12 protein-coding genes are annotated in these 14,466 nt (G+C 46.1%); 11 read left to right on the top strand and 1 reads right to left on the bottom strand.

The features are described 5' to 3' along the window. Positions 1-362: 362 nt before the first annotated feature. From FY550_RS12065 to FY550_RS12020, 10 genes are all read left to right on the top strand, one after another. Positions 363-1,508, top strand: coding sequence for a hypothetical protein (locus tag FY550_RS12065; RefSeq protein WP_139148721.1), 1,146 nt, complete (start codon positions 363-365; stop codon positions 1,506-1,508). Continuing rightward, on the top strand, positions 1,489-3,009 hold the full coding sequence (locus FY550_RS12060; protein WP_070979457.1) for a hypothetical protein: 1,521 nt from the start codon (positions 1,489-1,491) through the stop codon (positions 3,007-3,009). Before FY550_RS12065 ends, FY550_RS12060 begins: the two co-directional genes overlap by 20 nt. Before the next feature lie 3 nt (positions 3,010-3,012). Continuing rightward, a complete protein-coding gene (locus FY550_RS12055; RefSeq protein WP_070979454.1) occupies positions 3,013-4,233 on the top strand; it encodes an O-antigen ligase family protein in 1,221 nt (406 codons plus the stop codon). A gap of 5 nt (positions 4,234-4,238) precedes the next feature. After that, positions 4,239-5,333 carry a glycosyltransferase family 4 protein gene (locus tag FY550_RS12050; RefSeq protein ID WP_139148720.1) on the top strand — a complete coding sequence of 365 codons (1,095 nt, stop codon included), beginning with the start codon at positions 4,239-4,241 and terminating at the stop codon, positions 5,331-5,333. After that, the gene (locus FY550_RS12045) at positions 5,330-5,764 is read left to right on the top strand and encodes a glycosyltransferase family protein (protein WP_070979452.1); all 435 of its coding nucleotides are present in this window, start codon (positions 5,330-5,332) and stop codon (positions 5,762-5,764) included. The genes FY550_RS12050 and FY550_RS12045 overlap by 4 nt, the downstream gene beginning before the upstream one ends. Continuing rightward, positions 5,761-6,276: a glycosyltransferase gene (locus FY550_RS12040; RefSeq protein WP_070979449.1), complete on the top strand. Its 516-nt coding sequence runs from the start codon at positions 5,761-5,763 to the stop codon at positions 6,274-6,276. The genes FY550_RS12045 and FY550_RS12040 overlap by 4 nt, the downstream gene beginning before the upstream one ends. 70 nt (positions 6,277-6,346) lie before the next feature. After that, positions 6,347-7,756 carry a mannose-1-phosphate guanylyltransferase/mannose-6-phosphate isomerase gene (locus FY550_RS12035; RefSeq protein WP_070979447.1) on the top strand — a complete coding sequence of 470 codons (1,410 nt, stop codon included), beginning with the start codon at positions 6,347-6,349 and terminating at the stop codon, positions 7,754-7,756. Between the two features lie 29 nt (positions 7,757-7,785). Further along, the gene (locus FY550_RS12030; RefSeq protein ID WP_070979444.1) at positions 7,786-9,168 is read left to right on the top strand and encodes an undecaprenyl-phosphate glucose phosphotransferase; all 1,383 of its coding nucleotides are present in this window, start codon (positions 7,786-7,788) and stop codon (positions 9,166-9,168) included. A gap of 85 nt (positions 9,169-9,253) precedes the next feature. Continuing rightward, positions 9,254-10,360, top strand: a complete 1,107-nt coding sequence (locus FY550_RS12025; protein ID WP_070979442.1) for a Wzz/FepE/Etk N-terminal domain-containing protein — start codon at positions 9,254-9,256, stop codon at positions 10,358-10,360. 372 nt (positions 10,361-10,732) lie between these two features. Then, positions 10,733-11,800, top strand: a complete 1,068-nt coding sequence (locus FY550_RS12020; protein WP_168169334.1) for a mannosyltransferase family protein — start codon at positions 10,733-10,735, stop codon at positions 11,798-11,800. 343 nt (positions 11,801-12,143) lie between these two features. On the opposite strand, the gene FY550_RS12015 is transcribed toward FY550_RS12020, so the two are convergent. Next, entirely contained in the window at positions 12,144-12,455 is a 312-nt protein-coding gene (locus FY550_RS12015; protein ID WP_139148718.1) for a hypothetical protein, read from the bottom strand. 955 nt (positions 12,456-13,410) lie between these two features. Between FY550_RS12015 and FY550_RS12010 the strand changes: the two genes are divergently transcribed. Next, positions 13,411-14,232: an HAD-IIB family hydrolase gene (locus tag FY550_RS12010; RefSeq protein WP_070979437.1), complete on the top strand. Its 822-nt coding sequence runs from the start codon at positions 13,411-13,413 to the stop codon at positions 14,230-14,232. Positions 14,233-14,466: the final 234 nt, after the last annotated feature.

Below are 14,466 nucleotides of genomic sequence, written 5' to 3'. Positions count from 1 at the left end.
GATGTCTCCAAGGGTATCTTTCTGGTACGTATCAAAGTCTAATTACCTATTGCGAAAGGAAAAAATCCAGGGGTAGGGCTGATTGATGTGCTTCTGAATGCTGGTCCTTCAGTAGGTCAGTTGCGTAGAATCTCATGTCGAGGAATGGGTATTTCAACAGACACGCTTCTTGAGCAAGGCAAGTGTGTGTCTGGAAGCAGCAATCAGGGTCTGGAAATAGCCCGGAACCAATTCCCGGGCGGTAGCATGTCCGTATATCATAATCATTCACTTATTTCTGCCATCTCAAGCTGGCTAAGAAGACATTCGGATAGTTGTAATAAGACTCGATAAATTGAGATGGGAAATTGTGGTAAGGCTAAATGACAAATAAGCTCATATGGTTGGTTGTAACAAGTAGCCCCGGTGTTGGCAGATTATGTGTCTTTATGCTTGGAAGCTTTTTTATAAAAGCCGAAAGCCTATCTGATTTGGCTATTGCATGGAATTATGCTCAACTATCTTCTCTTTTGGTTTCCTTGGGGTTTTCGGTTACAGCAATAAAGAAGGAAACAAATAACCAATCTGCAGGAAACCAAATATTCTATTCAGCAGGGACGTATATAATAGTATCATTGTTATCTCTGATGTGGTTGAGCAGTGCCATTAGATGGCAGGCGCTGTTAATGTCTCTCGGGTACGCCTTATATCTTTATGCAAGAAATTATATCTTCTACAGGAAAAAAATATATTTTTCCTTGTTGTTTGAAGCAATATTGTACTCAGGCTTCCTGGTTTTACTATTATTTGGTTTTGGCATTATGTGGGCAATTTTTTATTTCGCGGCACTCAGTTTTTTTTATTTCTTTGGCGCTATAGCAAGTGGGTCCAAATACAAGTTTTCCAAAAATGATGATGGAGCCTATTGGGAAGGTTTGGGTATAGGTGGAATAAACCTTTTAAGTTCTGGCTTCGTTTTCCTTATTCCTCTTTTGATATCTTCGGGAGAAGGACATGGAGAGGGGCTCTATACACTCGTTGTTTCACTGGCTAGTGTAACCCTGCTTTTTCCTAGAGCATATTTCAATTATAAGTTGAAAGAGATTACATCAGCCAATACCTCTAATGTTTTGTTCGCGCAGAAAACAATAGTATTGATTTCTTTTCTGGCTATGGTTAGTGCCTTATTGGTTGTATGGAGTTATTTTAATGTATTTTCTGAGGAAGGAATAGGAATAGAACGGCTTGCTGCCTTTTCCCTTATATGTTTTTACCTTTTCGTGGGTCAAATATCTTTGATTTATATGCATATAGCCGGACTTTATGGGAAGTCAAAAGAACTCCTGTCAATAAATGCATTGGGCATAACTATAGCTGTAATGGCATATTATCTTGTCTTATACATAGGAGGGGGCGTAGATACGGGCATGCTTCTCTGTCTCCTTGTTTACTTGGTTTTCTATATTGCCAGATTTTTCTATGTAAAAAAGCAGGTTTGGGAGATTTTGAATGCACGCACTGTATATTAATGTGGAATCGGATGCGGAAATTGATGACTTCGTCCTCAATAAAATAAAGACAAGTAAAGAGGTAAACGTTTCGGTTGATGAAATTGTGTTCAAAGTTTTTTATGATCCCAGAGAGTGGAGTTGTGAACCTATATTAGAAACAGAGGATAATATTGTAGGAGTGGCAGGATGGTTTATTCTGAATGGAAAAAAGAATGATCTCGAAGCTCTCTTGGAAGAGCTGAAAAAGAATGAGCCCCACAATGTTATTAGGTCTATTGAACATGGCGTCTTCACAGCCTTTTATCTCTCCAAAGCTGATAACAGATATGTAGTCTTTTCTGATCCAATGGGATTGTCTTCCAGTTATTATAAGATAGATAACGGTAATGTCGTTGTTTCTGCTTCAGCCAAAAGACTTGTTAAAGAAAGAGATAAAAAGAATAACAGGTTGCTGGAAAAAATAAACTATATTCCGGGAGTAGAGTGTCTGGATAGTAGTGTAAAAAGGCTGTGCTCTGGAGATTTACTCTTTAGTAGCGGAGAGACAAGAAGTGAAGAGGTGGTGATAAGCAATAAAAATACCGCATACGTGCACTCTTATCGTCAAGCCATCGATTACATGAATTATATTAGTGGTTTTTGGGATAAAAAAGAAAAACATGTGCCTATATCTTCAGGATTTGATTCACGCCTAATTGCTATTGTAGGTGATGCAGCTAAATCTTACACATGGGGTCCCGAAAATGCATTTGATATCAAAGCTGGACGAACGATCGCAAAAGAGCTTGGACTGTATCATTATAGCTTTCGCTTCTTGAGTAATAAAATGGAAGAAAAGGATAAGTTGTACGATTACTTTGTTTGCGGGGCAGGTAAAACAAATATCAATCTTGTAAGTGCTTATGGTGAAGCCTTTAAGCATATTTCAGATACTCATGTATGTTTGGATGGATATCTGGGTGATGTGTTGCAGCGGGGCACTTTTTTGTTCGGCAAAGGTGTCGGTGCGGAATTTAAAAAATTCTTCCCCAGTCTTGTTTCATATCAGTCTGAGTCTTCACTGCTGAAAGATAGACTCAAAGATCTTGATGATAAAGATTTTGAAACTATATGGTCTGATTATTCAAGAAGAACCGGCAGCTTGAAATTGGCGCCACTTCATAAGGTTTCTTATTATGAGTGTTTTTATGGAAGAGGCGGTAGGCATGCGATATTCGGTGGAAATACACTGAACGCCATTTTTAATACCGTTGTTCCTCTTATGTTTAACCCGGCTGTTTTTACTTTTTTCTTTCACCTCGACCCTAAAGAGGTTGGTCGTGAGGTTTCTTTCGTGAAGTTATGGAAAGAAGTTGATGAGAAAAAATATGGGAAAGTAAAAAAACTAAGGTCAGAGAATTTTGTAAATTGCTATACTCCGCCCGTTTACATGTCGAAGCTAAAGTTTTTGGGTAGAATAGCAAATAATTACATACCTTGTTTTTTCAATTATACCAAAGAAAACATAAGGGGTGAGTGAAATATGCAATACCCTTTGGAGAGAGTTCGAGGCAAAGGATGGTTTTTTTGGGTTATTGCTGTCGGATTTCTTTTTATGCCGATAGCGGACTTCGTTTCTGTATATTTGCATAATAACGATTATTCTTATTCGCGAGTCTCTTTGATTCTGAGGGGGGTTGTCTATTTTTGTGCTCTTATCTTTGTGGGCTATGGTTGTAGGTTAAAAACAAAAGAATTATTTTTGTTTTTGCTTTTTGGTCTGCCAGTTGCTTCTTCACTCATTTGGGTTGGAGTAGGGTTATATGATACTGGTGCTTTCCTGCAAAGTATGAATATGCTGATAAAAGTTTTCGGCTTGTTTTTATTTTATAAATTTTTCCAAGAAGAGTTGAGTCCTGATAAAGAATTGCTTCTCGAAAAAGTAATAATGTGTAGTTTGTTGACTTATTTTGTTTTTGTTCTCGTAGGAGCAATATTTTCTATTGATCTTTTCCGTAGTTATCCTGTGAGCTCAGGGAGAGCAGGTTATAAAGGTGTAGTATGGGCTCAGAATGAAGCATCTGCCCTATTTATAACGGGAGTGTTGCTTGGATTCTATAAAATTTATTTAGGCAACGGGGGGTATAAGAAATGGAGTTGGCTATTAATAGGTGCGGCTGCGACTCTTTTGTTAGGAACTAAAGCTGCTATCATTGGCTTATTACTTTGTTGTTTTGTATATTTTACCTCCAAAAAAGGGATCATGAAAGCTTTAGGGCTATGCTTTGTTTTATCTTTCTTGATGGGAGTTTTTGCCTTATTGTTATACTTTCTAAATTCTTCTTTCCGTGAATCGATCAATTCCAGCTTTGACTATTTTCGAATTCAGTTTGAGAATTATAACAATCAAAACTTGATATCTCTGATGTTGTCGAATAGGGACCAGAAGTTGGAGCATATAATAAGAGATATCTTGCCTAGTAATTATCTCTATTTGTTATTAGGAGGCTATCCTGTCTCATTGTACAGGTCAGAGATAGATTTTCCAGATTTGGTTTTGTTGTTGGGAGTACCTTTGTTTGTTGTTTATTTATTCGGGATTTTTAGATTGGGTAGCAGCTCAGGAATAAGGGAGGGCAAAGTTTCGATATACAAATTTTTGGCTTTTCTCGTTGTAGTGTTTATGAGTAATACTTCCGGCCACTTTCTTACATCAGGTGTGGCTTCACCATATCTGGCTTTTTTGTTCTATCGGCTAAGGTGATAGTTGTGGAGTTTCAAAAAAGGATTTTGGTAATAACCAATATGTATCCTTCGGATAAGTATCCAGAGTATGGAATCTTTGTCAAAAGGATAGTAGATGGAATAAGAAGGCATAAGGTAAAAGTCAGTTTAGTAAGTCTAAAGAAAGTGTCTGGTGTTCTGAAGCTATTTTCCTACATCATCTTTTACATCAGGTCGTTTGTTTTGTATATAGTTGGTGGTGAAGACGTTGTTTATGCACATTATATTTCTCATGTATCTGTTCCAATAATTTTAGCTAATATTTTTAGAAAGCGATTCTTGGTCTTAAATGCCCATGGCTCGGATTTGTATCTAGATAATCTTTCTGGGTTTAAAAGAAAGGTCAAATTTTGGTTATGTCGAAAATCTTTGAATCTTTCTAATTTGGTGGTTTGTCCTTCAGAAGATTACGCACAAGAAATGTTGGTTGAGATATACGATGTGCCGCAAAGAAAAATTTTGATTAGCCCGTCTGGTGGAGTTGATTTAAATATTTTTAAAAATAAAATTGGCATTTCTCATGGAAATGAGAAAAGGATGTTGTATGTGGGAAGGATAAATCATGAGAAAGGGGTTTTTGATCTGTTGGATGCCTTGGTGCTTGGGGAATGGAGTACAATGCTAAAAATAGATATAATAGGAAATGGCGGTGAAAAAGCACTTTCTTTTTTGAGTTCTAAAATAGCTACTGCTAACTCAAAAAAAAATGTTTTTGTCCGGTATTTTCCTAGTATGAATCATTGTGAGTTGTCAGAGTTTTATAGCTCGGCAGATGCTTTCATTTTTCCTAGCAAACGCGAGAGCCTAGGTTTAGTTGGGATAGAGGCTATGGCATGTGGTCTACCTGTTGTAGGTAGTAATATAGCTGGGATAAGAAGTTATTTAATAGATAATTACAATGGGATTTTGTTTGAGCCGGGTCATCCAGAGAGTTTGCTTAAAGCTGTTCAAAGTTATCTTTCTCTAGAAAATAAAAAGGTTGAGGCTATGTCAGGCAATGCTGTAAAAACAGCCAGTACATATAACGAAAAATGTGTGATTGAAAGTCTTCTTGATAATATTTTTGTAGGTGATCGATGAAAGTGTTATATGCTGCATCTTTCGGTGGTCATTGGGTTCAGCTCAATCGAATAGCCAAAGGCCTTTCTTTCAGTGATGAGGTTTTTATAAGCACTAAGAGTGTAAAATCCGAGGATAAGGTTTATATAATAAAAGACTTTAATGTATCAAATTTCTATATTGGGTTTTCGGAGTTCTTGAAAGTCTATAGAATAATTAAAGAGGAGGATCCTGCCTGGGTTTTGAGTACCGGTGCGGCTCCAGGGCTGCTGGTTATTTTTTTGGCGTCAATTGTTGGAAAAAAAACAATGTGGGTTGATAGTATTGCCAATAGTAAAAAACTTTCTTTATCCGGGAAGTTGGCTATGTATTTTGCGGATATCACCCTAAGTCAGTGGGAAGATGTAGCAGCAAAAAACAAAAAGGTTGAATATATAGGTAGTTTGCTATGATTTTTTTCTTCACTGCTGGTATGCAACTGCCATTTACGCGTATGGGAAATATACTGACATACTGCGCCCTGCATATGGTACATGATGAGTTTATATATCAATCCGGTCCAGGAGGGACTGCCCAAATCGATGGGCAAGGCATGGATAATTTGTTGGTCAGAGATTTTTTCTCTCCTGATGATTATCAGGAGAACTATGAAAAGGCTGATCTTATTATAACTCATGCAGGGATGGGTAATATGATTTCTTTTATAGAAAAAGGGCTGCCTTTTATAATGATTCCTCGGCGTGCTCAGTACTCTGAACACAGGAATGATCATCAGATAGATAGTGCTGAATCAATTAGCAAGATGTTCGATGTGCCATATTTTTCACAGCAAGATGAAGTCTATGAGTTTTTGTCGGGATTTAAAAAAGGCAGTTTTAGTATAAGCTATGATGCTTCAAGCATAATACAGAAAAGAAAGTCGTTTTTTGCAAACATTGTTGAAAAGATGAAAGCGCCTGGCTGATCCCCAAGCCGGAGGTGGGTGGTTTCCATATAGTTCTATAGCCTGTTTGTAGCGATGAGATAGTAAGGTTATGTTTCCAATTATTATGGCGGGTGGGGCAGGCTCTCGGCTCTGGCCACTTTCCCGGCCGATGTATCCCAAGCAGTTTCTACCCTTGGCTGATGAGCAGTACTCCATGCTGCAGCAGACCCTGGCTCGTCTGGAGGGTTTGAGCTATCAGCCACCACTGTTGATCTGTAATGAAGAGCATCGCTTTATTGCTGCAGAACAGTTGCGCCTGATGGAAGCGCAGCATGGCGGCATTCTGCTGGAACCCTGTGGCCGCAATACTGCACCGGCTATCGCGCTAGGGGCGTTGAGAGCTACTGCCGATGGGGATGATCCAGTGCTGCTAGTGCTGGCCGCGGATCATTACATCGGGGATGTGGGGGCTTTCCAACAGGCGGTGAAGTGCGGTCAGGATGCTGCCGAGGCAGGGTATCTGGTGACCTTTGGCATTCGGCCCACTCATCCGGAAACCGGTTATGGATATGTGCAGGCCGGTGAGGGGAACAGGGATCAGGGCTATGCGCCGGTCGCTGCATTTGTTGAAAAGCCGGATCGCGCTACCGCTGAGCACTATCTTGACCAGGGGGGCTATTTCTGGAACAGCGGCATGTTCATGTTTCGGGCCAGCCGTTATCTGGAAGAATTGGCAAAGTCTCGGCCGGATATCCTGGATGCCTGTCGCCGTAGCATGGCGCATGTTGATCAGGATCTCGATTTTTTGCGCATCGATGCCGCTGCGTTTGAAGCGTGCCCCTCGGAGTCAGTCGACTATGCGGTTATGGAACACACTGAAAGCGCTGTGGTGGTTCCACTCGAGGCAGAATGGAGTGATGTCGGTAGCTGGTCCGCCGTGTGGGATGTTAATGAAAAAGATGCACAGGGTAATGTGAGTCATGGTGATGTGGCGCTGCATGAAGCTCGTGATTGCCTGGCTTACTCCCAGAGCCGCCTCGTTAGCCTGGTAGGGCTGGAAAATGTCATGGTGATCGAAACCAAGGATGCGGTACTGGTGGCCCATCGGGATCGCGCGCAAGAGGTCAAGCAGCTTGTGGCATCGCTCAAGGCTCAGGGGCGCAGCGAGGTTACCCAGCATCGTGAGGTGTTCAGACCCTGGGGCAAATATGATTGCGTGGATATGGAAGCGCGCTACCAGGTTAAGCGGATTACCGTTGAGCCGGGGCATAAGCTGTCGATTCAGATGCACCATCATCGCTCTGAGCACTGGGTCGTTGTTTCCGGTACGGCGCTGGTCGGCATCGATGGTGAAGAGCAGCTGGTCACCGAGAACCAGTCAGTCTATATCCCATTGGGGGCTCAGCACTTTCTGGCTAACCCGGGCAAGATTCCGCTGGAGCTGATCGAGGTGCAGTCCGGTGCCTACCTGGGAGAAGATGATATCGTGCGCTTCGAGGACCGCTACGGGCGGCAGTAACGCCCAATCATCAGCAAAAGAGAAGCATAGTGTCAGGAAAGGAAGCATTACTGATTGAGCGTGTGCCACTACCGTTTCTGGCCATGCTGCTGGATGCCGCATCGATTATCGTGGCCGGTATCCTGACGTATTTCTATCGGTTCGGTTATCAGGAGGTGCAGGAGCGTTATCTCTGGGCGCTGAGTGTTATCACCCTGCTGGTGCTGATGTTGAACCTCTCGATGGAAGCTTACAGGCGCTGGCGCACGCGACGCCTCTCCGACATCCTCTTTCGTCTAATGCTGGTGTGGGGCCTGGTTTCGGTCGCTGCAACCTCCATCATCTATTTTGCTCATGTGGCAGAGCGTTATTCACGACTGTGGATCATACTGACCATGGCCGTTTCCTTTGTCATGGCAGTGAGTGTGCGTTGGTTGGCACGGCGAACCCTGCAGTCCTATCGTTTGCGCGGGCGCCATCGTCGCCCGGTTTTTCTGATCGGCCCAGGCACTACGCTGCTTAATATTACGCGTCACATGCGTGCCCAGCAGGCTGCCGGTTACTCCATTAGTGGGGTGCATCGGTTGAGTCAGGAGCACTCTCAGGCAGACCTTGAGACGATTGCTCGGCGAGTGGCTGCTTCCAACAGTCGTGAAGTGTGGATTTGTATGCCCTTGCGTCTGGGAGGTGTAGTGCAGGAGCTGATGTTTGCACTGCGCTATCAGACGGTAGAAATTCGTTTTTTTCCGGAATTGACAGACATGCCATTGCTCAACCATCGGGTTAGTGAAGTGGTTGGGCTTTATAGTATCGATCTGAGTGTTAGTCCCATGGCGGGTGGGGCACGCCTGATCAAGCGACTCGAGGACATTGTGTTGGGTAGCCTGTTTTGCATTCTGGTGCTGCCCGCATGTCTGATGATTGCCTTGGCCATCAAGTGCACTTCACCTGGCCCTATCCTGTTCAAGCAATATCGTACGGGGATTAATGGTAAACGCTTCAAGGTCTATAAATTCCGCTCCATGAAGGTCCATCAGGAAGCCAGTGGAAAGGTGACTCAGGCGCGAAAGGGCGACTGTCGTTTAACGCCGGTAGGTGGCTTCCTGCGTCGGACATCACTGGATGAGCTACCACAATTCTATAATGTATTGCAGGGGCGCATGTCGATCGTCGGTCCAAGGCCACACGCATTGGTGCATAACGATCAATACAAGGAGATGGTCGAATCCTACATGCAACGCCATAAGGTCAAGCCCGGGATAACCGGCTGGGCTCAGGTGAGTGGTTATCGGGGAGAAACCGATACGCTGGAAAAAATGCAGAAGCGAGTACAGTGTGACCTTTGGTATATCGATAATTGGTCACTGTTGCTGGACGTAAAAATAATATTCCTGACCTTTCTGAAAGGCTTTATTAATAAAAATGCATATTAATAATTGTGTAAAATCGTTCGCAAAAGCTGGTAGGGTCTCCATGTGTTGACGGTTCGATAATGAATCCCTGAAAGGGTTTGGAAACATGGAAGATAACAAGCCGGGAAAAAAGCGGATTATTTCCAATGATGAAATTGATCTGCTGGAATTGTGGCGAACCCTGCTGGCTGGTTGGAAAACGCTACTGTTTGCCGTGGTCGTGTTTTTGGCTATTGGTTTGCTAAGTATATTACTGAGCACGAAAGAGTATCAGGCATCGATACAGGTGATGCCGGCTGCCCCCGAGGCGTTGGATGATTTTTCACGCCTGGAAGTACAGGCTGCCAAAAAGGATAATTCGAATACGCCTTCTTATCAGGTTGCTCGGGTTGGGCTCTCACCTGATGAGGCGTTTCAGAGATACCACCAACTGATTGCAGATTTCGAGAATTTCAACCAGTTTCAGCAAACCATCTCGCCGGAGCAGTTGAACGGTCAGCAGTGGAACGAGTCGCAGTTTATATCGCATTTCAGCTTTTCCACGGGTGGCAAGAATAACCCAGGCCTGGAAGCGCAATATCGGTACTCTCCGGATGAGCCTGATGCTGCCTTGCTTGCGCAGTATGTACACTGGAGCGCTACGCAGGCTCGTACTGATCTGCTAACGCAGCGCTTGGAAGATAATGCCGATCGCCTCGATGCACTGAAGGAAAAGCTGGAATCAGTGCGTCAAGAGGGCATTGCCAAACGCAAGGCAGAGTTGAGTGATCTCGAACATGCTATCGAGACTGCAAAGATATTGGGCATCAAGGAGCCGACGACGCCCTACGACTTCATGTCCAATGGTCCCGCCCAGACTGTTATATCCAATGGGCAGTGGCAATTTGCTCAATATTTTCTGGGGACTCGTATTCTGCAGGCAGAATATCAGACTCTGAAAAGCCATCTGGGTGAAGTCGCCAATGACCAGACGCACCAGTTGGAGCAAATGATTGCTGATGCGCAATCACTGGGGCAGCACTATCAGGCTCTGGCGCAGCAGTCGGATAGCGCAGCGCCAATAGTCAATGTGACCTCGCAGCAGCCGAATATTTCCAAAATCGGCACCAAAGCCTCCATGATTCTGCTGGGCTGTATCCTGCTTGGCCTGGTTGTTGGGGCATTGATCGTACTGTTGAGACGCGCCTTCGGGCGTCAGCACTCCGCCGAGTAACGGGACAGTAAGGTTTGCGGGTGTTGCCTGAGCACCCGCAGCTCTCATCATTTGTCTGCTGTTATTTCCCTCCTGTTTCTTCCCCACCCTTTCTCTTTCGTTCACCATCTACCATAGTCGCCAGAATTGTGCCCACCGGTCTTCATGGCCTGTCGTGACTCCCATCCTGATGATCGGAGTGCTCGGCATGTTCATCAATCCGCTGATAGCGTGTCTTCACTGTATATACCGCAGCTCCACGAACTCGGGGAGCCGAGATGTCTGGACCATCGAAATGATGGCCTGAAGTCAGGTGAGGTTATAGCCTGACAGACATGATTGGTTTTCCATGCCCGAGACTCACTATTGCAGATTAACCGGACATGGGCCCTGGTGGCTCTTTTTATATTTTCCAGATTGGTATTCGCCCTGCTGGGCGGGTGGTGGCAGGGCGATTCCGTCAGTGCCTTCTGCCAATGGGATTGCCACTGGTATATCGGCATCGTCCAGCAGGGATATTTCACGCCGGATGAAGTGCTGGCCAATGGTCGCAGCAACTGGGCCTATTTCCCGCTCTATCCGCTCCTGGCACGAGGGCTTGTCAGTATCACCGGGCTATCGGCGTTCTGGTCGTTATGGTTGATTGCCAATACGGCGGCGCTGCTCGCACTACTGGTGTTGCTGCGCTATCTCCGGATGACACGCTCGGTGGTTTCACCCTGGCTGGTCGCAAGTCTGTTCTGTCTGGGACCTTACAGCTTCTATCTGGCCTCGGGCTATTCCGAGGCGCTGTTCGCGCTACTGCTGCTGGGAAGTGCCCTGAGCTGGCAGCGCGGGCGGACACTGGCGGCTGGCGGGTTTGGTATGTTCCTTTCTGCCTCACGAGTCGTGGGTGTGGCCTGGGCGGTCGGTTTGCTGGCGCAGTGGCTATGGCAGCGCCATCATCGCCAGCAGACACCTCGCTGGTTTATCGCTTTGGCTGCGTTGGCGCTCTGCCCGTTGGGGCTTTTGGGCTACATGCTCTATCTCTGGATTCATGTGGGTGATCCACTGGCGTTCCTGCATGTGCAGGCGGCCTGGGGGCGCACCCTGCAATGGCCAATAGAGACTCTGCTGGGGGGCTTTCGCAACGGCATCGAGCATCCGGGGCAGCAGGGCGGCCGTGTTGCATTGTATGAAGTATCGGCTGGTGTGGTGGGTCTGCTGCTGGCGCTGTGGTTATTGCATCGCGGCCGTGTGGCAGAGGGTGTGGCTGCCAGCGTGATGCTTTTGATCCCTCTGGCGACCGGGCTGGAGTCACTGCCACGCTATCTTGTGGGCATTCCGTTTATGCTGCTGGCGGTTCATGATGGCCTGATGCGTATTCCTGTTGTCTGGCGCTGGTTGATGGTGCTTGCCCTTATCGCGTTGAATTTGTGGCTGCTGGCGGGGTGGAGTGCTGGTGCGGAATGGCTTAAGTGATTGAAAATATTGTGTTAATTAGAGTTACCAGATGGCTGTGCCGATGAGGTCATTACGGGTCTGGTTCTTTCGTATGGCAGATGAGTCAAAATGCATGATGAGAATCGCGTTATTTATGGTGACGATGGTGTTGTTTTTTAAGTGCTGTTTTGGGTTTTTGTTTTAGTCTCTAGTGAGTCATTGGTTTGGTTTACAGGAAAGTAAAGAATGGGTTTTTGATCATTTTATAGTTTTATAATTGGTATGGTTAATTGAAACACCATTGATCCCTTATGACCAATTTTGTGAACTTCGCTCAAAACGGCATAGTGAGTGTTTAGTTTTTGTAAGACCCTGTAAGCGTTCAATCAAACTTGACGCAACGCAGGGAGATTCCATGTACAGGATTGGAATTAGCGCGCTGGTGCTTCTTCTGACCGGAGGAGGCGTTGCCGCGGCCACGGATGGTGATGCTTTCGATTTTGATTCGAACAATACGGAAATCTGTCAGCCTGGCTGATCTTTTCCGACCTGGCATCAGCTCGATATAACGGCACCCGATGGGGTGCCGTTTTTTTATTTCTGACAGTCGCTTTTCCAGAACTTGCCACGTAGTGATCCGCAGTAAAGCACCCGTCTTTTCAATGCCCCTGAGTGTTGCGATAGGATTTCTCATCTTTCTATCGTATCGCCAACTCCGACTCTACCCTCCGAAACCACCCATGAAAGACTGCGCCCTTTGATGAATCATGCCGTTGCGCTCATCAAGCGAACGGTGACGGCGTACTGTCGGTAGTATGACTGACAGTCCCCGGAAAGACAGGTGTAAGAAAGTGTGCAGAAACTTCCTGAAAGGGGGAGGTGGTTTTTGCATATCAGAGTGTGATTGAGAAAGATCATTAACGCCAAAAGAATGACGGCTTTTATTTCCGATTATCTATTCGGAAATATGCCGGATGCGCCGTCCCTGAAGTCATGCCAGGGTTGTTGTTGATCATCTTTAGAATGAAGCCTGGCTGGCTATTTAATATTAATCAATGAAGTAAACTGGCATTCGATAATTAATGGTTTTTTACTGTTTTTTCGATTATTAATCAAAGTGGCACAACCTGTTTTTTTGTTTTGTATGACTCTGCAATTGTTCGAAACAACGAGACACATTGCAGGGAACACTATGGCTAGAATCGGAGTCGCTATATTGGTGTATTTGTTGATCGGCGGTGGCGTTGCCATTATTACCAGTGGTGGCGATCACGATTCCGATCATTCCTCGCCCCCATCCATGTGTCAGCCGGGGTAAGCGTTCTTGGCAGTTCATCCGAAATGGGTGAACTGTTTTCTGTTTCGCCATGGCTGATGGCCCGCGGCTGGCAGGTTTATCAGGCCTCGTCATGGCGAGCTGAATCTCTCCCGGCGCGCTGGCGCCGAGAGAAAATGGCAGGCCTGGATGACCGGATACCGGTGGTGCTTCAAGTGAAGTGCTATTGGCCGGGGAGTTGAATGATTATTTAAATTAGGTGAACCTTATTTCATCCTTTTTTGTGTCTGATTAACAGTTTTTACCTATGGTTTTTCAGAGGCTGGCCGATAAAAATAATATTAAGTGTTCCTCTTTATCAGGATCTTTCGGCATGTTCTCGCTCGCCCAGCCGCTGCTGATCTTTACCGACCTTGATGGGTCGCTACTTGATCACGACACCTATGACCATTCCCCGGCCATTGAATGGCTGGCACGCCTGAAGGCGGCTGACGTACCGGTCATTCTCAATACCAGCAAGACGGCGGCTGAAGTGTTGCCGCTTTATCATGAGCTGGGGTTGGATGCGCCTTTCGTGACGGAAAACGGTGGGTGTGTCTATCTCCCCGAGAGTTGGGTCATCAATGAAGATGTCGATGTAGACGGCTGGGCCCGTGTGGTGCTGGGCGCCTCACGCTCTCGTATCCTGACAGTACTGGAAGCGATCCGGGAGACAGAGTCACTGCGCTTTCGCGGGTTTGCCGACATGACCCATCAGGAAGTAATGACGCTGACGGGGCTTGATGAGCCGAGCGCCCGGCGAGCATGCCAGCGTGAAGCCTCTGAACCGCTGATCTGGCGGGATAGTGAGACTGCCCTGGACCACTTCCGACTCGAACTGATTGGGGCGGGGCTGGAGCTGACCCGCGGTGGCCGCTTTCATCACGTCATGGGTGAAACCTGTAGCAAGGGTCGTGCCTGTGGCTGGCTGATCAGTCGCCTTGAGCAGCGCCTGGGAACCAGCGTGTCCAGTATTGCGCTGGGCGATGGCCCCAATGATGTTTCCATGTTCGATACAGTCGATGCAGCCGTCATCATTCGCGGCAAGCATGATCAGCCCATTGAGGTGCGTGACGAGGCGCGGACCTATCGTACCCATGAGCATGGCCCACACGGGTGGGTCGAGGGGCTGGAGCACTGGATCAGTGCTAGTTGAGCAGGTAGTAACGTTCACTGTTTTCCGGGTGACCTGTTGGGTTTCAAACTATCGCGACTGAAGTCGCTCCTACAAAACCCGTTGGATTGCCAGGTGTAGGCGCGGCTTCAGCCGCGAAAAGATAATCGCATCAGCATTTGTACTTACAGGGAAGCTTGCTGCTTGCCGGCTGACCTGTTGGGTTTCAAACCTATCGCGACTGAAGTCGCTCCTACAAAACCCGTTGGATTGCCA

It is taken from the genome of Kushneria phosphatilytica (assembly GCF_008247605.1).
GTDB lineage: Bacteria > Pseudomonadota > Gammaproteobacteria > Pseudomonadales > Halomonadaceae > Kushneria > Kushneria phosphatilytica.
The sequence above is the reverse complement of the archived record's forward strand: the minus strand, read 5'-3'. Positions and strand labels throughout refer to the sequence as shown.

Excerpts from the sequence above, each read along its gene's own strand:
- FY550_RS12025 (WP_070979442.1), top strand. The coding sequence starts at position 9,254 with ATGGAAGATAACAAGCCGGGAAAAAAGCGGATTATTTCCAATGATGAA.
- FY550_RS12055 (WP_070979454.1), top strand. The coding sequence starts at position 3,013 with ATGCAATACCCTTTGGAGAGAGTTCGAGGCAAAGGATGGTTTTTTTGG.
- FY550_RS12060 (WP_070979457.1), top strand. The coding sequence starts at position 1,489 with ATGCACGCACTGTATATTAATGTGGAATCGGATGCGGAAATTGATGAC.
- FY550_RS12065 (WP_139148721.1), top strand. The coding sequence starts at position 363 with ATGACAAATAAGCTCATATGGTTGGTTGTAACAAGTAGCCCCGGTGTT.
- FY550_RS12010 (WP_070979437.1), top strand. The coding sequence starts at position 13,411 with ATGTTCTCGCTCGCCCAGCCGCTGCTGATCTTTACCGACCTTGATGGG.
- FY550_RS12015 (WP_139148718.1), bottom strand. The coding sequence starts at position 12,455 with ATGAGAAATCCTATCGCAACACTCAGGGGCATTGAAAAGACGGGTGCT.
- FY550_RS12040 (WP_070979449.1), top strand. The coding sequence starts at position 5,761 with ATGATTTTTTTCTTCACTGCTGGTATGCAACTGCCATTTACGCGTATG.
- FY550_RS12035 (WP_070979447.1), top strand. The coding sequence starts at position 6,347 with ATGTTTCCAATTATTATGGCGGGTGGGGCAGGCTCTCGGCTCTGGCCA.
- FY550_RS12045 (WP_070979452.1), top strand. The coding sequence starts at position 5,330 with ATGAAAGTGTTATATGCTGCATCTTTCGGTGGTCATTGGGTTCAGCTC.